This window comes from Pseudomonas sp. S3_G06, assembly GCF_054667565.1.
Genome location: NZ_CP162738.1, coordinates 1,374,141 through 1,392,661, shown reverse-complemented (window position 1 = coordinate 1,392,661; position 18,521 = coordinate 1,374,141). Strand labels below are relative to the sequence as shown.

The following is an 18,521-nucleotide window of genomic DNA, read 5'->3' as shown; positions in this document are numbered from 1 at the left end:
TGAAATCAGGATCAACAGATCGCAGCCTTCGGCAGCTCCTACAGAATGTGTTTACAACTCAGCCGCCAGCCGCGAACCCTGATTAATCGCGCGCTTGGCATCCAGCTCCGCCGCGACATCCGCGCCGCCGATCAAGTGCACGTTCTGCCCGGCTTCAACCAGACCATCGTGCAATTCACGCAACGGATCCTGCCCCGCGCAGATCACGATGTTGTCCACCGCCAGCAGTTGCGGCTCACCGCTTTCGCCGATGCGAATGTGCAAGCCTTGGTCATCGATGCTCAGGTATTCGACGCTGTTGAGCATCTGCACCTGCTTGTTCTTCAGACCGGTGCGATGAATCCAGCCGGTGGTTTTACCCAGACCGTCGCCGACCTTGGTTTTCTTGCGCTGCAACAGGAACACCTCACGGGCCGGCGCATGCGGCGCCGCTTTGATTCCCGCCACACCACCACGGGCCTCCAGTTGCGTGTCGATGCCCCACTCTTTCCAGAACGCCGCGCGATCCAGACTGGTGGCCACGCCTTGATGAACGAGAAATTCCGAGACATCGAAACCGATCCCGCCCGCACCGATCACCGCGACACGCTTGCCGACCGGCTTGCGCTCGAGGATCACGTCCAGATAACTCAGGACCTTGGCATTCTCGACGCCCGGAATCGCCGGCACGCGCGGGGCGATACCGGTGGCGAGGATGATCTCGTCGTAACCGCCGTCAACCAACTTGGCCACGTCGACGCGGGTGTTCAGGCACACCTCGACATTGGTGGTTTGCAGCTTGCGGTTGAAGTAGCGCAGGGTTTCGAAAAACTCTTCCTTGCCCGGTACGCGCTTGGCAATGTTGAACTGGCCACCGATCTCACTGGCTGAATCGAACAGCGTCACCTGATGACCGCGCTCGGCGGCCACGGTGGCGGCGGACAAACCGGCAGGGCCGGCACCGACCACGGCGATTTTCTTGATCTGCTGCACCGGCAGGTAATTGAGTTCGGTTTCGTGGCAGGCACGCGGGTTGACCAGGCAACTGGTGAGCTTGCCGCCAAAGGTGTGGTCGAGGCACGCCTGGTTGCAGCCGATGCAGGTGTTGATTTCGTCGGCACGCCCTGCTGCGGCCTTGTTGACGAAGTCCGGATCGGCGAGGAATGGTCGGGCCATGGAGACCATGTCGGCATCGCCTTCAGCAAGAATCTGCTCGGCAATTTCCGGAGTATTGATGCGGTTGGTGGTGATCAGCGGAATGCTCACAGAGCCGCGCAACTTGGCCGTGACCTTGCTGAAAGCTGCACGCGGAACCTTGGTGGCGATGGTCGGAATCCGCGCTTCGTGCCAGCCGATACCGGTGTTGATGATCGTCGCGCCCGCCTGTTCGATGGCTTTGGCCAGCGTGACGATTTCATCCCAGGTGCTGCCACCTTCGACCAGATCGAGCATCGACAGGCGGAAGATGATGATGAAATTCGGCCCGACCGCTTCGCGCACACGACGGACAATTTCTACCGGCAGGCGCATGCGGTTTTCGTAGCTGCCACCCCAGCGGTCGGTGCGGTGGTTGGTGTGCGCGGCGAGGAACTGGTTAATGAAGTAACCTTCCGAACCCATGATTTCGACGCCGTCGTATTCGGCGGTTTGCGCCAATACCGAGCAGGTGACGAAATCGCTGATCTGCTTTTCGATGCCCTCTTCGTCCAGCTCTTTGGGCTTGAACGGGTTGATCGGCGCCTGAATCGCGCTCGGCGCTACCTGTTTCGGGCTGTAGGCGTAACGCCCGGCGTGGAGAATCTGCATGCAGATCTTGCCGCCCGCCTCGTGCACCGCACGAGTGACGATGCGGTGCTTGAGCGCCTCTTCCTCGATAGTGAGCTTGGCCGCGCCGGAATACACGCCGCCCTCATCATTCGGGCCAATGCCGCCAGTGACCATCAGGCCGACACCGCCACGGGCACGTTCGGCGAAGTACGCCGCCATGCGCTCGAAGCCACCCGGCTTTTCTTCCAGGCCGGTGTGCATCGAGCCCATCAGGGTGCGGTTGCGCAGCGTGGTGAATCCCAGGTCCAGCGGGGCCAGCAAATGCGGGTAATGAGCGGCGGTCATCGGTAACTCCACAACGAGCGATCACGGAAAGTTGCGGGAGCTCTGCGTCCCCCGTCAGTCATGTTCGACAGACTAAGAGTCGCACCGCTGTCACTCAATGACCGTAACTGACAAGTTATTGATCCAAATGCGCAGCGCCCCTTGGCAACCCGAGCCATGGGCCCTACCCTAGTCGGCACATTCTGTACCCGGCTGTTGTTGGTTTTCATGCGCAAACTTCTGTATCTGTTTTTCTCCATGGCCCTCATTGCCGCCCTGACCACCTACGCCATGTGGGCGGCAGACCGGCCGGCGGGGCATTACCTGTCGGACCTGCGCATCAAGCTCGCCGTCAATCAGGGCACGCCCGCCGACCGAGGCAATCTGCTCGGCATTCAGCCCGAACTGTTCCCCACCGATTACCAAAGCTCCGCACGCCTGCACCGCAAACTCGCAGCGTATCTGCAGCAGGCCCGCGATCAGGGCTTGCTCAACGAAAAAACCGTGGTGGTATTGCCCGAGCACGTCGGCACCTGGCTGATGATCAGCGGCGAGAAAGACGAGTTGTATCAGGCGCCGACCCTGGCGGAGGCACTGAACTGGCTGGCGGCGAGCAATCCGCTGTTGTTTGCCCGAGCGTGGCTGCGGGCCAAGGGCGAGCAACGGCTGAACGATGCTTATCTGCGGATGAAAGCGAAGGCCATGGCCAAGGATTACCAGGCGCTGTTCGGCGGTCTGGCCAAGGAGTTTCAGGTCACCCTTGTAGCCGGCTCCATCGTGCTGCCGGAGCCAAGCATCCGCGACGGCCGGCTCAAGCCCGGCAGCGGCGCCCTGTTCAACAGCAGCGTGGTGTTTGGTCGCGACGGCGTACCGTTGGGCCAGCCGCAGCGGCAGATGCATCCGATCTTTGATCAGCAAGGTGTGATTCAGGCCGAAGACAAACATGCCATCCAGGTCGTCGACACACCGGCCGGACGCTTGGGCATCCTGATCGGCAGTGACAGCTGGTATCCCGGCAACTACCGCACCCTCGATGAACAAGGCGCGCAACTGGTGGCCGTGCCGGCGCAGGTTATTGGTCAAGGCGCCTGGGACAAGCCATGGCGTGGCTACAAGGGTTCGAGCACGCCGGGCTCGGTCAGCCTCAAGCCCGGCGACCTCAGTGAAGGCCAAGCCTGGCATCGACTGACCCTCACCGCGCAACCGCCAAGCAGCCACGCGATTGCCGGCGTCAGTGTATTCATGCGCGGGCAGTTCTGGGACAAGCCGAGTACCGGCACAAGCTTCCTCAGCAGCAACGGCCAGCAGTTCGCCGATGGCGAGGCCCGTGGTGCGCGTTTGCTGAACGTCTGGCTGTAAACCATGAAGCCGCAGCCGATGCGCCTCGGGGATCTGTCGGTGGGCTTCGTCCATAGTCTGGCCGACGCCGTGCGCAGCCACGGTACCGACCCGCTGCCTCTGCTCGAGCAATACGGCCTCGATGCCGCGCGACTGGCCGAGGCCGGGGCACGCTTGTCGATCCCGCGTTACATGCGCCTGGGCCATGCGGCGATTCAACTCACCGGCGACCCGGCCCTGGGCCTGCGCATGGGCCGGATGATCCGCTTGAATCAGGCCGGTCTGGCCGGCATCACTGCGGCGCAAGCACCCACCGTGCGTGAAGCGGCCCGCTGCCTGACGCGCTTCGAGCCGCTTTACGGCTCGAACTATCGCGGGCAGTCCAGTTTTCATGAAGATGCCAACGGTGCCTGGCTGCGCTTCTACTCGATCAGCCCGTACAACACCTATAACCGCTTCGTGGTCGACTCGATCCTCGCCGGCTGGCTGCATCAGTTGTCGAGCCTGTGCGGCGAAACGTTGCGCGCCGAGAGAATCGAAATCGAATTCGAAGCGCCGGATTACCGCGACGCCTACACAATGCTTGGCGACTGCCCGATCCAGTTCAGCGCCGAACGCAATCAGCTGCGCCTGAGCCTGAACAGCCTTGCCCTGCGCAATCCCGAACATTGCCCGAGCACCTGGCGACATCTGCTGCAATTGTGCGAGCGGGAGCTGGAACAACTGACCCGCACCCGCAGCCTGCGCGAGCGCATAACTCAGTTGCTCGGCCCGCTGCTCAACGGCGGCCGCGAGCCGGATCTCGAGGAAGTCGCGGCACGCCTGAAACTGCCAACCTGGACCCTGCGGCGCAAACTTGCTGAAGAAGGCACGCAATTTCGCGCGATCCTCAATGACACACGCCGCGACCTGGCAATGACCTACATCCGCGACACCGAACTGGCGTTCGGCGAAATCGCTTACCTGCTGGGCTTTGCCTCAGCTGAAGCCTTCCAGCGTGCATTCAAGCGCTGGAGCGGGCAGACGCCCGGCGAGTTCCGGCGCAGTCATCGTTCGGGAGCGTGAGTTGCAAGCTGCAAGCTGCAAGCAGCAAGCTGCAAGCTGCAAGCGAGAGCCAAGCACAGCCGAACGCTTGAAGCTTGAAGCTTATAGTTCGGTTGCGTCGTCAGCCGGCTCTGGTTGATCCAGTTCAAAGGCCTGGTATTCGAGCAGTTCTTCCTGATACTCATCCATCGTATAAATCCCCCAACTGCTCGCAATGAAAATGGCCTGATCAATCGACCTGTGCCCCGAGCATAAAGTGCCCGTATGAAGGAAAAGTGAAACGCGACCTTCATGAATAAAACGTAGCAGGTGGCTGGGGATTTATCGCGGCGATGGTGTCGCAGGTGTGTAACCAGATCTTAAGCCAACCCGAAAACCACTGTGGGAGCGAGCCTGCTCGCGAAGGCGGTGTGTCAGTCTGATCATCTGTCGACTGACACTCCGCATTCGCGAGCAGGCTCGCTCCCACAGGGTTTCGCTTGGTCTCTTATTGGCCCGACGCAGGCATCGCCGGAATCGGCTCGGACGGTGGAGGAATATCCGGGTTGGTCGGTGGCGTGATGGTTTCGCTGGCCGGCGCGGGCTCTTCCACGGGCGCTGGCGCAGGCGTAATCGGCGTCGACTCCGCTGGCGGTACCACCGGCTCGGAATTCACCGGCGCGGCTTCAACCGGGGCCGGTGCAGGTTCTGCAGCCGGCGCTGGGGCCGTTTCCGCTGCCGGTGTCGGCACCAGTGGCGCAGGCGCCGGAGCGGGCGTCACCTTCGGCTCAGGCACGCCGAGGTCGGTTTTCGGTTTTTCTTCGATATGCGCCGCTTTCTTCGCATCGGCGGGCAAAAACTGCTCCACCAGCGTGAAGAAGCGCTCGTAGAACTTCTGCGCAGTAACCGTCTCGCTGGCGACCTTGACCATCGAATCGTCCGAAGAGCCGATCGGCATCGACACCGAGCCCAACACACCCACACCGAGGCTGGCGGAATTGTTGGTCTTCTTCAACGCATAACGATCCTGCAAGGCGTTGGCGAACACCGTCGCATGATGCCCGGCGCTGCCGTCTTCGGCGCAGACCACGTTGAAGCTGATCTCGAGATGGGTCTCGCCGGTCTGCTGGAAGCTCTTGTGCCCGCTGACCAGTTTCGGATCACTGCTGGTAATGATGTAGCCCTGACTAAGCAACGCGCGCCGGGCCGCTTCGCAACTGGCGGTGTCGGTCACCGGGTAATTGCGCGAAAAGGTGCCGGAGTCATCGAAGTTCTCATGCTCATAGATCGGCTTGTCCTTCGAACAACCGGCCACCGCAGTCAACAACAGCGCCAGCCCGACAACACGCATGGGAGTGGAAATCAACATTGAACATCCTGAGGGAAAACAGTCCGGGGCGTATTGTGCAACAGATCGTTGCCCCATGGCGTATGGAATAGTGTCAAGAATCGATTACAACTTTACCGGTCATGGCCATCAGGAAAAAGCCGCGTGGACAAATGATCGATCAACGCGCGCAATTTCGCCGTGGCTTGTCGGCTCGACGGCCATAACGCCCCAGAACTGACCGGCGTGTTCTAAATGCAAAAGAAAGGTAAAAATTCAAGATCAGGTCGGCTGTCAGGCCGCCTTCGCGAGCAGGCTCGCTCCCACAGAAAAGCAAAGCAGCGCAGCTGCCCGCGGCAAAGCCGCCCCACTCAACAATGAGCGCAAGCTCGAGTGCTTCTGATCTTGCTTTTGATCCATCGGCGACGTCGGAAGGCTGAGCGGAGGGATTGATCCGGGTGTGGGAGCGTAGCGACCGTCTGGCGCAGCCAGACACAGCGGAAGGAGGTGCAGCGAAGCAAACCGGAGCCGCTGCTCCCGGATCGATCCCGCAGCGAAGGAACCCGAGCCTGCGAGGGCCGAACGTAGGAGCAAGCGTTTTTTTGCTTACTTTTTTTAGGCGTTTGTAAAAAAAGTGAGTCGCCGTAAGGGCGAAACCGCCAGCCGCAACACCGCAAAAAACGGATATTCACCCAAAACCCAACAGCATGGCCGGCCCAAAGGCCGCCACGCCCAAAAAACAAAAAAGCCCCGACCAACCAGGCCGGGGCTCCTTCAAACGTCAGTCAAAAGATCAGAACCGCTCGATCTCCGCCTCAGCTTCCAACTGCTTGCGATACGCCGCAAAGTCCTGCTGCCCTTCACGGGAAGCCAGGAAGCGACGATATTGCGCCTTCTCTTCATCAGTAGGCGCGGCAGCTTCGTTAACACCGTTGAGTCGCACAACCATCAGGCTGCCATCCGGCAACGTAACGCTGGAGAACGTCGGCTTGTCCTTGGCAGCCGGCTTCGGCATACGGAACAGTGCCTGCAGCACAGCCGGATCAACCCCTTCCTGACCACGGGTGGCCGCTTCGGTGATCTTCCAGTTCTGACCGTCAATGGCCTTGTCCAGCGGCGCCTTGCCATCGCGCAGATCAGCGATCAGCTTCTCGGCACGGGTCTTGGCCTCGGCACTGGCGTGCTCCTTGGTCAGTTGAGTACGGATTGCCGCGCTCACACTTTCCAGCGGCAGTTGCGCAGGCTTCAGGTGCTCCTTGGAACGCAGCACGATCACGGTTTCCGGGTCCAGCTCGATGGCGGTGCTGTTGGCACCTTCGTCAATCACTTCCGGGCTGAACGCGGCAGTGACCACGGCACGGTTGGCGGCAACACCTTCGCCACCTTCACGGCCGAACGGTTTGGAAGTGTGCACGGTCAGTTTCAGATCCGCTGCTGGCTGCGCCAGGTCAGAGGCTTCGAACGCCGAGTCTTCCAGTTGCTTGGTCGCCTCAACAAAACGCTGCTCGACCTGAGCGGCTTTCAGCTCACGGGTCAGCTTGTCTTTCAGGCTGGCCAGGGTCGGCACTTCAGGCGCTTCCACGCCCAACAGCTTGATCAGGTGATAACCGAAGTCGGTACGAATCGGCTCGGACACCTGGTCTTTCGACAGCGAGTACAGAGCCTTTTCGAAGGCCGGGTCGTAAACGCCAGGACCGGCGTAACCGAGGTCACCGCCATTGTTGGCGGAACCCGGATCCTGCGAGAACTCCTTGGCCAGCGCTTCGAATTTCTCGCCCTTGGCCAGACGCGCCTGGACTTCGTCGATCTTCGCCTTGGCCTGCGCTTCGGTGGTCTTGTCGTTCACTTCGATAAGGATGTGCGCGGCACGACGCTGTTCCGACAGGTTGGCGATCTCTTTCTGATACGCCGCCTCAAGATCTTCATCCTTGACTGCGACCTGATCAAAGAACGACGACTTCTTCAGCTCGACGTAATCAATGATCACCTGGTCCGGCGTCATGAATTCCTTGGCGTGCTCGTCGTAGTAAGCCTTGACCTCGTCATCGGTCAGCTTGACCGCAGCCGGGTCGGCCTTCACGTTCAGAGTGGCGAAATCACGGGTCTGTTTTTCCAGACGGGCGAATGCCAGCACTTCGGCGTCGGTGACGAAACCGCTGCCGGCAACGCCAGCGCGCAATTGGCCGATGAGCATTTCCTGAGCCAGCATCTGGCGGAACTGCATGCGGCTGTAGCCCAGTTGACGGATCACCTGGTCGAAACGCTCCGAGCTGAACTTGCCGTCGACCTGGAATTCAGGCGTCTGCAGGATCACTTGATCCAGCGCGGCTTCGGAGAATGAGAACTTCGCCTGTTCGGCGCCTTGCAGCAGCAACTTGCGGTCGATCAGGCCTTTGAGCGCCGATTCGCGCAGCATTTTTTCGTCGAGCAAGGAAGCATCGAAGTCCTTGCCCAACTGTTGCATCAGCTGACGGCGTTGCATATCAACGGCCTGGCTCAGCTCGTTCTGGCTGATTTCGTCACCGTTGACCTTGGCCGCCTCGTTCTTGTGAGTCGTGGCCTGGAAAATGGCATCGAAACCGGTCAGGGCCATCAGTGCAACGATGACCCCGATAATGGTCTTGGCAATCCAGCCTTGTGAATTGTCCCTGATATTCTGCAGCATGCGTCCCCCAGAAACGGTTGAACTTCAATTTAGGCAACCGTGGAGCGTGGGTAGAATCCGGATAGAAGAAAGGCGCATCCGAGGATGCGCCTTCTCGTAACTGGCGGAGCGGACAGGGCTCGAACCCTCGATCCCGGCGTTACAGGTGGCTCTTTCAGCCACCTGCTCTACCGCTCCGCTGCCAAGTCAGGCTTGACCCCGACCCGGATGGGTAAAAACCTAGAAACTCAGTTAACAGCTTCTTTCAGCGCTTTACCGGCTTTGAAACCTGGCTTCTTGGCAGCCGGGATTTCCAGAGACTTGCCGGTTTGCGGGTTGCGACCGGTACGAGCCGGACGGTCAGTCACGGAGAAAGTACCGAAACCAACCAGAACAACGGAGTCGCCAGCCTTCAGAGCGCCAGTGACGGATTCGATTACAGCGTCCAGCGCACGGCCAGCAGCAGCTTTCGGGATATCAGCGGATGCAGCGATAGCATCAATCAGTTCCGACTTGTTCACTCTAAGTCCCCTTATATCTATTTTGAGATGTTTCTAAGTTTTTTGGTGAAAGCAAAAACGAGTGCTGAATGGCCTACAGACACTTAAGAGCCGCTTTATAACAAGGGCTCTAAAATGCTGTCAAGGAAAGCCCCCCAGGCTAAAACGTATTAATGCGTGCTAATTCTTTCCTTGGCATCAGACTCGCGTTTTTCGTCCTTGGCAACTATCTCCGGAGCCACATCCGGCAAGGGCTCCGGCGCGTATTGCAGCGCAATTTGCAGGACCTCGTCAATCCATTTAACCGGTTTGATCTGCAGATCCTGCTTGATATTGTCAGGAATCTCCTTCAGATCGCGGACGTTTTCTTCCGGAATAATCACAATCTTGATTCCGCCGCGATGTGCCGCCAGCAGTTTTTCTTTCAAACCGCCAATTGCCAACACCTGACCACGCAAAGTGATCTCACCGGTCATGGCGACATCGGCGCGCACCGGAATGCCGGTCAATGCCGAGACCAACGCGGTGCACATGCCCACGCCAGCGCTAGGGCCGTCTTTCGGCGTAGCACCTTCCGGCATGTGAATATGGGTGTCGCGCTTCTCGTGGAAGTCCAGCGGGATGCCCAGGCTCTTGGCGCGGCTGCGCACAACGGTCTGTGCGGCAGTGATCGATTCGACCATCACATCACCGAGCGAACCGGTCTTGATCAGTTGCCCTTTACCCGGAATCACTGCGGCTTCGATGGTCAGTAATTCGCCGCCAACCTGAGTCCACGCCAGGCCAGTCACCTGCCCCACCTGATCCTGCTGCTCGGCCAGGCCGTAGCGGAACTTGCGCACGCCAAGGAAATGCTCAAGCAACTCAGCTGTCACTTTTACCGAGAAGCGTTTTTCCAGCGCATGCTCTTTGACTGCCTTGCGGCAGACCTTGGCGATTTGCCGCTCGAGGCCCCGCACACCCGCTTCACGGGTGTAATAACGGATGATGTCGCGGATGGCTTCCTCGTCGAACTCCAGCTCGCCCTTCTTCAGACCGTTAGCGGCGATCTGTTTCGGCGAGAGGTATTTCACGGCGATGTTGATCTTCTCGTCTTCGGTGTAACCCGGCAGACGAATCACTTCCATCCGGTCCAGCAGCGCTGGCGGGATGTTCATCGAGTTCGAGGTGCACAGGAACATCACATCGGAAAGGTCGTAATCGACTTCCAGATAGTGATCGTTGAAGTTGTGGTTTTGCTCAGGATCAAGCACTTCCAGCAACGCCGAAGCCGGATCGCCACGCATATCGCTGCCCATCTTGTCGATTTCATCGAGCAGGAACAGCGGGTTGCGCACGCCCACTTTTGTCATCTTTTGAATCAATCTACCCGGCATCGAACCGATGTAAGTCCGACGATGACCACGAATTTCCGCTTCGTCACGCACGCCGCCCAAGGCCATACGTACGAATTTACGGTTGGTGGCATGGGCAATCGATTCCGCCAGCGAGGTTTTACCCACGCCTGGAGGACCGACCAGGCACAACACCGGGCCACGGATTTTCTTCACACGCTTCTGCACGGCGAGGTATTCAAGGATGCGCTCCTTGACCTCTTCGAGGCCGTAGTGATCGGCGTCGAGAATGTCTTCTGCACGAGCCAGGTCGAGACGCACTTTGCTTTGCGCCTTCCACGGCACCTGCACCAGCCAGTCAATGTAGGAGCGCACCACGGTGGCTTCAGCCGACATCGGCGACATCTGCTTGAGCTTGTTCAGCTCGGCAGTGGCTTTGGCCAGCGCATCTTTCGGCAGGCCGGCAGCATCGATGCGCTTTTTCAGCTCTTCGATTTCGTTGTGGCCTTCGTCGCCGTCGCCGAGTTCTTTCTGAATGGCCTTCATCTGCTCATTCAGGTAGTACTCGCGCTGGCTGCGCTCCATTTGCTTTTTGACGCGACCGCGAATGCGTTTTTCAACCTGCAGCAGGTCGATTTCGGCATCCAGCAGTGCCAGCACGTGCTCGACACGGGCTGACAGATCGATGATCTCGAGGATTTCCTGCTTCTGCTCGATTTTCAGCGCCATGTGCGCGGCCATGGTGTCGACCAGACGACCGGGCTCATCGATGCTGTTGAGCGACGACAGGACTTCAGCCGGGACCTTCTTGCCCAGCTGAACGTATTGTTCGAACTGCGAAAGCAGTGTGCGCACGAAGACTTCCGACTCACGCTCGGCGGCGCCGACTTCTTCGATCAGAGACACTTCGGCGCGGCAATGGCCATCGACTTCGCTGAAGCGCTCGACAGTGCCACGCTGCTCGCCTTCGACCAGAACCTTGACGGTGCCGTCAGGCAGCTTCAGCAGTTGCAGAACCGTGGCAATCGTACCTACGCGATAGAGAGCGTCTTCACCGGGATCATCGTCAGCCGGGTTTCGCTGGGCCAGCAGCAGAATCTGCTTGTCACCCGTCATCGCTGCCTCGAGGGCTTCGATGGATTTCTCGCGCCCCACGAACAGCGGGATAACCATGTGCGGATAAACCACGACATCACGCAATGGCAGGAGAGGCAATTCGATGGTTGTCTTCATGATCTCGCCTCTACGGCGGCCGTATGGCCGTAATCAGATGGAATTAAGCTTGAAACCAAGATGGGGGCTGCCTCGAAAAAAAACAAGCGCAAAGCGGAGGTAAAAAACGACTTAAAAAAAAAGAGGCCCGAAGGCCCCTTCTTTGTTGCGGCGCTGTGAACACCTACGCGTCCGGCGCTGCCTTGGCCGTCGGCTCACTGTTTTCGTAGATATACAGTGGCTTGGACTTGCCTTCGATCACGCTTTCATCGATCACGACTTTGCTCACCTCGGACTGCGAGGGGATCTCATACATCGTGTCGAGCAATACACCTTCGAGAATCGAACGCAGGCCACGGGCACCGGTTTTACGTTCCAGAGCACGCTTGGCGACCGATTTCAGCGCGTCGGAACGGAATTCCAGATCCACGCCTTCCATCTCGAACAGCTTGGCATACTGTTTGGTCAGAGCATTTTTCGGCTCGGTGAGGATTTGCATCAGCGCAGCCTCGTCGAGCTCATCCAGTGTCGCCAGGACCGGCAGACGACCGACGAATTCCGGGATCAGACCGAACTTGACCAGATCGTCAGGCTCGACTTCACGCAGGGATTCACCGACTTTCTTGCCTTCTTCCTTGCTGCGCACTTCGGCGTTGAAGCCGATGCCGCCTTTGGTGGAACGGTTCTGAATGACCTTTTCCAGGCCGGAGAACGCACCACCGCAGATGAACAGGATGTTACGGGTGTCGACCTGCAGGAACTCCTGCTGCGGATGCTTGCGGCCACCTTGCGGCGGTACCGAAGCGACCGTGCCTTCGATCAACTTGAGCAAGGCCTGCTGCACGCCTTCACCGGAAACATCACGGGTGATCGACGGGTTGTCGGACTTGCGGGAAATCTTGTCGATTTCGTCGATGTAGACAATGCCCATCTGGGCTTTCTCTACGTCGTAATCGCACTTCTGCAGCAGCTTCTGAATGATGTTCTCGACATCTTCACCCACGTAACCTGCCTCGGTGAGGGTAGTTGCGTCAGCGATGGTGAACGGAACGTTCAGCAAGCGGGCCAGTGTTTCGGCCAGCAGGGTTTTACCGGAGCCTGTCGGGCCGATCAGCAGGATGTTGCTCTTGCCGAGTTCGACGTCGTCAGCCTTTTTGTCACGCTGATTCAGGCGCTTGTAGTGGTTGTACACCGCTACGGCCAAAACCTTTTTCGCACGCTCCTGACCAATGACGTACTGGTCAAGGATGCCGCTGATTTCTTTAGGCGAAGGCAATTTATGCGCGCTGCTTTCGGCCTGTGCTTCCTGCACCTCCTCGCGGATGATGTCATTGCACAGGTCGACGCACTCGTCGCAGATAAAGACCGAGGGGCCGGCAATCAATTTGCGCACTTCATGCTGGCTTTTGCCACAGAAGGAGCAATAGAGCAGCTTGCCGTTGTCCTCGCCGTTGCGGGTGTCAGTCATTCGTTCGATCCAAATCCGATAGGCTTGCAACACAAGATGAAGGCTATTGCGGGCTTTTTCAAGCCCGCCGCTGATCGGACATGCCGATCAGGCCTGTTTTGCGCTGCTTATATTAAGCTGGACGCTGGTTGATCACTTCGTCGATCAGGCCGTATTCCTTCGCAGCTTCGGCACTCATGAAGTTGTCGCGATTGGTATCGCGCTCGATTTCTTCCAGAGTACGGCCGCTGTGCTTGGCCATCAGCATGTTCAGACGCTCGCGGATGAAGAGGATTTCCTTGGCGTGGATTTCGATGTCCGACGCCTGGCCCTGGAAACCGCCCAGTGGCTGGTGAATCATCACGCGCGAGTTCGGCAGGCAGAAACGCTTGCCCGGTGCACCTGCGGTGAGCAGGAATGCGCCCATGCTGCAGGCCTGACCGATGCAGGTGGTCGATACGTTCGGCTTGATGAACTGCATGGTGTCGTAGATCGACATGCCGGCAGTCACCGAACCGCCCGGCGAGTTGATGTACAGATGGATGTCCTTGTCCGGGTTTTCCGCTTCAAGGAACAGCAGTTGCGCACAGATCAGGTTGGCCATGTAGTCCTCTACCGGGCCCACCAGAAAGATCACTCGCTCCTTGAGCAGGCGCGAGTAGATGTCGTAGGCGCGTTCGCCACGAGCGGACTGCTCGACAACCATCGGGACCAGGCCGCCGGCGGCCTGGATATCAGAGTTCTGCTGAATATAAGAATTACGGAACATGCTCTGCAGTCGCTCCCAAATAGTTATGTCTTGAATACGCATAAGCCAGCTCGAGAGCTGGCTTATGGTGTGCACTTCTAACGCAAAATCAATCAGTCGGCTGCTGGAGCTTCTACCGGCTTGACTGCTTCTTCGTAGGAGACCGATTTGTCGGTCACACTAGCTTTCTGCAGAACAGTATCCACAACTTGTTCTTCCAGCACAACCGAACGCACTTCGTTCAGCTGCTGCTCGTTTTTGTAGTACCACGACACGACCTGCTCTGGCTCCTGGTAAGCGGAAGCCATTTCCTGAATCATTTCGCGAACACGAGCTTCGTCAGGCTTGAGGTCGAACTGCTTGACCACTTCAGCAACGATCAGGCCCAGCACGACGCGGCGCTTGGCTTGCTCTTCGAACAGCTCGGCCGGCAGTTGGTCTGGCTTGATGTTGCCGCCGAACTGCTGAACAGCCTGCACGCGCAGACGGTCAACTTCGTTGGACAGCAGAGCCTTTGGCACTTCGATCGGGTTGGTGGCCAGCAGACCGTCCATTACCTGATTCTTGACCTTGGATTTGATCGCCTGACGCAGTTCACGCTCCATGTTCTTGCGAACTTCGGTGCGGAAACCGTCGATACCGCTTTCCTTGATGCCGAATTGAGCGAAGAACTCTTCGTTCAGCTCAGGCAGCTTAGGCTCGGACACAGTGTTGACGGTCACGGTGAACTCGGCGGTTTTGCCAGCCAGGTCCAGGTTCTGATAGTCCTCAGGGAAGGTCAGGTTCAGAACGCGCTCTTCGCCAGCCTTAGCGCCAACCAGGCCTTCTTCGAAGCCCGGGATCATACGGCCGGAACCCAGTACCAGCTGAGTGCCCTTGGCGGAGCCGCCAGCGAACACTTCGCCGTCAACCTTGCCAACGAAATCGATGTTCAGCTGGTCTTCGTTCTGCGCAGAACGGTCGGCCACTTCGAAACGGGTGTTCTGCTTGCGCAGGATGTCGAGCATCTTGTCCAGGTCAGCGTCAGCCACTTCAGCGCTCAGACGCTCAACGGTGATGCCTTCGAAGCCAGCAACGGTGAACTCAGGGAAGACTTCGAATACAGCAACGTATTCCAGATCCTTGCCCGCTTCGAGCGACTTTGGCTCGATCGAAGGCGAACCGGCAGGGTTGAGCTTCTGCTCGACCACAGCTTCGTAGAAGGAAGACTGGATGACGTCGCCTACCGCTTCCTGACGCGCATCAGCACCGAAACGGCGCTTGATTTCGCTCATTGGCACTTTGCCTGGACGGAAGCCAGCAATTTTGGCCTTTTGGGCAGTCTGCTGCAGACGCTTGTTGACCTGAGTCTCGATGCGCTCTGCCGGCACGGTGACGCTCATGCGGCGCTCGAGAGCAGTAGTATTTTCAACAGAAACTTGCATGGATATTCCTCGTTGCACAGACGTTAGCCGGCCGTTTCCGACCCCAGAATCAAGGGCATGCATTCTAGTGGGTCAAACTCAAGAAGTCACCCTACTGGAAACGGGTAAAAAAACAGCAGGCAATTTATAGGGAGCGCCGCACGAATGCCGTGCACTCCACTGGCGAATACAAGCGATCACGTCAGGGCTCTGCAGCAACGCTTCTATATATAGAAGCAACTATCAAATCCGCCCCGACAGACGTTCCGGCAAAACCGGAACGACGAGCAGTTCAGCGTCATCCGATCCTTTAAAAGCGATGAAGTGCCCTGCCCTGCGCTTCGAAATCGGCCATGGCCGGATTTCGAAACCGCTAAAACAAAAAAGGCGCCAGACTGTTAAATCTGGCGCCTTTCGAAATATGGGGTGGACGATGGGGATCGAACCCACGACAACGGGAGTCACAATCCCGTGCTCTACCAACTGAGCTACGCCCACCATATTGCGTAACAAAAAAGCCAAACAACTTCTTTGTCGAAACTTCATCAGGCCGGAGGCACAGATGAAGCTTTATTTGGTGCGGATGAAGAGACTCGAACTCTTACGCCTCGCGGCGCTGGAACCTAAATCCAGTGTGTCTACCAATTCCACCACATCCGCGGATGAAGCTTTTAAAGCAAAGGCGCCAGACCGTTAAATCTGGCGCCTTTCGAAATATGGGGTGGACGATGGGGATCGAACCCACGACAACGGGAGTCACAATCCCGTGCTCTACCAACTGAGCTACGCCCACCATATCGCGTTACTTGTGCCAAAGCTGCCTAATGGCGCACCCGGCAGGACTCGAACCTGCGACCATCCGCTTAGAAGGCGGATGCTCTATCCAGCTGAGCTACGGGCGCCTTGTTAATCTGTACTCTTAAAGGACTACAAACTAAGTGCTTTCCAGCGTCGCAGAACCTTGATTCCGCTCCACCTTCTTAACCAGTGCTAGGCTGTGCCCGACAAGTGCGACGAATAGTATAGAGGGCTCCAAAGGTCGTCAAATCCTTTTTGAAAAAAATTCATTTAATTAAAGGAGTTAGAGGAATTTGCTGACCAAGCGCCTTTGCCCTCACCGCTCGACATGCGAGAATGCGTTCTCATTTTTTCCCCTCTCGATGGTTAATCACGCGCAATGACTGCACAACTAATCGACGGCAAATCGATCGCCGCCAGCCTGCGCCAGCAGATCGCCCAACGAGTTGCCGAGCGTCGCCAGCAAGGCCTGCGCACCCCCGGCCTCGCGGTGATCCTGGTCGGCAGCGATCCTGCCTCTCAGGTTTATGTCTCGCACAAGCGTAAAGACTGTGAAGAGGTTGGCTTCCTCTCTCAAGCCTACGACCTGCCCTCCGACACCACTCAGGACGCCCTGACCGACCTGATCGATCGCCTCAACGACGATCCGGCCATCGACGGCGTGCTCCTGCAGTTGCCTCTGCCCGAACACCTCGACGCGTCCAAGCTGCTGGAACGCATTCGCCCGGACAAAGACGTCGACGGTTTCCATCCGTACAACGTCGGCCGCCTGGCCCAGCGCATCCCGCTGCTGCGCCCCTGCACCCCGAAAGGCATCATGACCTTGCTGGAAAGCACTGGTGCTGATCTTTACGGGATGGACGCGGTAGTCGTGGGCGCCTCCAATATCGTCGGTCGCCCGATGGCCATGGAATTGTTGCTGGCCGGCTGCACCGTCACTGTCACTCACCGCTTCACCAAGGATCTGGCGGGCCACGTCGGCCGTGCTGATCTGGTGGTCGTCGCCGCCGGCAAGCCGGGCCTGGTCAAGGGCGAGTGGATCAAGGAAGGCGCGATCGTGATCGACGTCGGCATCAACCGTCAGGACGACGGCAAACTGGTCGGTGACGTTGTCTACGAAACCGCCCTGCCCCGCGCCGGCTGGATCACCCCGGTACCGGGCGGCGTTGGCCCGATGACCCGCGCCTGCCTGCTGGAAAACACGCTCTACGCCGCAGAAACCCTGCACGTCTGATCGGAATTTTCCGCTGCGCCAGAACCCCGCCTTGTGCGGGGTTTTTCGTGCCTGAGAAAAAACTTCAACCGTTCGCCGGAAACCGCTCTTTTTACAGGCCTTTTCACGAGATTTTCAGGTCTTACAAACAACCATCGACAGTTCTTCAGCCATACTCCTAAAATGCGCCGGTTTTAAGAAATAACCCGTTACAAACTAACGGTATACCCAACCTTTTAGAGTTCACCCGCGTGAAAATTCGTCTCTCGATTCTGAGCCTGTTGTTTGCTGTTACAGGCACATTCATCACGCCAACGATCAACGCTGCGGAAACCACCGCTGCCCCACGTGACGCTTCGACTTTGAAGATCGCGTCCGGCAGCGCCCTGCTTATGGATATGCAGACCAATAAAGTCATCTATTCCAGCAACCCTGACGTGATCGTGCCGATCGCTTCCGTCAGCAAGCTGATGACGGGCCTGGTCGTGGTAGAAGCTCGACAGAACATGGACGAATGGATCGATGTCGACATCAGGAACACCCCGGAAATGAAGGGCGTGTTCTCCCGGGTCAAACTCAAGAGTGAGCTGCCGCGCCGCGAGATGCTGCTGATCGCCTTGATGTCTTCGGAAAACCGCGCCGCCGCCAGCCTCGCCCATCACTATCCGGGCGGCTACGCTGCTTTTATCGCGGCAATGAACGCCAAGGCCAAGGCACTGGGCATGACCAGCACGCACTTTGTCGAGCCGACCGGCTTGTCGGAGCGCAACGTTTCCACCGCCCGCGACCTGAGCAAACTGCTGGTGGCTGCGCACAAGCAACCGCTTCTGGTGCAACTGACCACCACCAAGGAAAAGACCGTGGCGTTCCGCAAGCCCAACTACACCCTGGGCTTCCGCAATACCGACCACTTGGTCAACAAGGCCGATTGGAACATCAAGATCACCAAGACCGGCTTCACCAACCCGGCCGGCCATTGCCTGGTGCTGGTGACGAAGATGGGCAACCGTCCGGTCGCCCTGGTGATTCTCGATGCGTTTGGCAAATACACGCATTTTGCCGATGCCAGCCGTATCCGCAGCTGGGTGGAAACCGGGCGCAGCGCCAGTGTTCCAGCGGTGGCACAGCAGTACAAAGCCGACAAAAACCTCAAGAGCCGTCAGAGCGGCGTAGTCGAGGCGGCCAAGTAAATCCAGCGTTCATGAAAAAGCCCCGAATCTTCGGGGCTTTTTTTTCGTCTGCGCATCAGTCGTTGGGCAGCGGCATCTTGTCGTCATCGGGGATGCCATCGCCCGAGCTCGGCTCTGGCGAAACCTCCGGCGTCAGCACATTGGGCCGGGCCATCGGGTCACGCATCGGGCTGTCCGGGTCCAGCACCGGATCAACCTCCGGCTCCGACGTGGTCGGCACGCTGTCAGGTTTGTGGTCATCGAAGCTTGAATCGGTACTCATACGCACCTCACA

13 protein-coding genes and 4 tRNA genes are annotated in these 18,521 nt (G+C 58.3%); 4 read left to right on the top strand and 13 right to left on the bottom strand.

Features of this window, described 5'->3' with window-relative positions:
- Positions 1–51: 51 nt before the first annotated feature.
- Positions 52–2,091 (bottom strand): NADPH-dependent 2,4-dienoyl-CoA reductase, encoded by a 2,040-nt coding sequence (locus tag AB4N47_RS06385; RefSeq protein WP_341637126.1) that lies wholly within the window; start codon positions 2,089–2,091, stop codon positions 52–54.
- A gap of 207 nt (positions 2,092–2,298) precedes the next feature.
- Here AB4N47_RS06385 and AB4N47_RS06380 point away from each other — a divergent pair, with 207 nt between their 5' ends.
- Together AB4N47_RS06380 and AB4N47_RS06375 are read left to right on the top strand one after the other, a co-directional pair.
- Complete coding sequence (locus AB4N47_RS06380; protein ID WP_341637125.1) at positions 2,299–3,429, top strand: nitrilase-related carbon-nitrogen hydrolase; 1,131 nt, start codon at positions 2,299–2,301, stop codon at positions 3,427–3,429.
- A gap of 3 nt (positions 3,430–3,432) precedes the next feature.
- On the top strand, positions 3,433–4,473 hold the full coding sequence (locus AB4N47_RS06375) for an AraC family transcriptional regulator (protein WP_341637124.1): 1,041 nt from the start codon (positions 3,433–3,435) through the stop codon (positions 4,471–4,473).
- A 466-nt stretch (positions 4,474–4,939) separates the two neighbouring features.
- Here AB4N47_RS06375 and AB4N47_RS06370 read toward each other — a convergent pair whose 3' ends face one another.
- The 11 genes from AB4N47_RS06370 to AB4N47_RS06320 all read right to left on the bottom strand — a co-directional run bounded on the left by AB4N47_RS06370 (position 4,940) and on the right by AB4N47_RS06320 (position 15,948).
- Entirely contained in the window at positions 4,940–5,800 is an 861-nt protein-coding gene (locus AB4N47_RS06370) for a DUF2242 domain-containing protein (RefSeq protein WP_341637123.1), read from the bottom strand.
- A 751-nt stretch (positions 5,801–6,551) separates the two neighbouring features.
- Positions 6,552–8,423: a SurA N-terminal domain-containing protein gene (locus AB4N47_RS06365; protein ID WP_056788760.1), complete on the bottom strand. Its 1,872-nt coding sequence runs from the start codon at positions 8,421–8,423 to the stop codon at positions 6,552–6,554.
- A gap of 227 nt (positions 8,424–8,650) precedes the next feature.
- Positions 8,651–8,923: an HU family DNA-binding protein gene (locus AB4N47_RS06360; protein WP_016775333.1), complete on the bottom strand. Its 273-nt coding sequence runs from the start codon at positions 8,921–8,923 to the stop codon at positions 8,651–8,653.
- Positions 8,924–9,072: 149 nt separating this feature from the next.
- The gene (gene lon / locus AB4N47_RS06355; protein ID WP_341637122.1) at positions 9,073–11,469 is read right to left on the bottom strand and encodes an endopeptidase La; all 2,397 of its coding nucleotides are present in this window, start codon (positions 11,467–11,469) and stop codon (positions 9,073–9,075) included.
- Between the two features lie 163 nt (positions 11,470–11,632).
- On the bottom strand, positions 11,633–12,916 hold the full coding sequence (gene clpX / locus AB4N47_RS06350; protein WP_016775335.1) for an ATP-dependent Clp protease ATP-binding subunit ClpX: 1,284 nt from the start codon (positions 12,914–12,916) through the stop codon (positions 11,633–11,635).
- A gap of 112 nt (positions 12,917–13,028) precedes the next feature.
- Positions 13,029–13,664 carry an ATP-dependent Clp endopeptidase proteolytic subunit ClpP gene (gene clpP, locus AB4N47_RS06345; RefSeq protein WP_016775336.1) on the bottom strand — a complete coding sequence of 212 codons (636 nt, stop codon included), beginning with the start codon at positions 13,662–13,664 and terminating at the stop codon, positions 13,029–13,031.
- 92 nt (positions 13,665–13,756) lie between these two features.
- Positions 13,757–15,067, bottom strand: coding sequence for a trigger factor (tig, locus tag AB4N47_RS06340; RefSeq protein ID WP_341637121.1), 1,311 nt, complete (start codon positions 15,065–15,067; stop codon positions 13,757–13,759).
- A gap of 401 nt (positions 15,068–15,468) precedes the next feature.
- Positions 15,469–15,544: transfer RNA gene (locus AB4N47_RS06335), tRNA-His, on the bottom strand.
- Positions 15,545–15,621: 77 nt separating this feature from the next.
- A tRNA-Leu gene (locus AB4N47_RS06330) sits at positions 15,622–15,706 on the bottom strand.
- Positions 15,707–15,763: 57 nt separating this feature from the next.
- Positions 15,764–15,839: transfer RNA gene (locus AB4N47_RS06325), tRNA-His, on the bottom strand.
- 32 nt (positions 15,840–15,871) lie between these two features.
- Positions 15,872–15,948: transfer RNA gene (locus AB4N47_RS06320), tRNA-Arg, on the bottom strand.
- A gap of 275 nt (positions 15,949–16,223) precedes the next feature.
- On the opposite strand from AB4N47_RS06320, the gene folD reads away from it, so the two are divergent.
- Both folD and pbpG read left to right on the top strand, forming a co-directional pair.
- On the top strand, positions 16,224–17,078 hold the full coding sequence (gene folD / locus AB4N47_RS06315) for a bifunctional methylenetetrahydrofolate dehydrogenase/methenyltetrahydrofolate cyclohydrolase FolD (RefSeq protein ID WP_016775338.1): 855 nt from the start codon (positions 16,224–16,226) through the stop codon (positions 17,076–17,078).
- A 230-nt stretch (positions 17,079–17,308) separates the two neighbouring features.
- Positions 17,309–18,247 (top strand): D-alanyl-D-alanine endopeptidase, encoded by a 939-nt coding sequence (gene pbpG / locus AB4N47_RS06310; RefSeq protein WP_460154437.1) that lies wholly within the window; start codon positions 17,309–17,311, stop codon positions 18,245–18,247.
- 55 nt (positions 18,248–18,302) lie between these two features.
- On the opposite strand, the gene AB4N47_RS06305 is transcribed toward pbpG, so the two are convergent.
- Positions 18,303–18,509 (bottom strand): hypothetical protein, encoded by a 207-nt coding sequence (locus AB4N47_RS06305; protein WP_341637120.1) that lies wholly within the window; start codon positions 18,507–18,509, stop codon positions 18,303–18,305.
- Between the last annotated feature and the right edge of the window lie 12 nt (positions 18,510–18,521).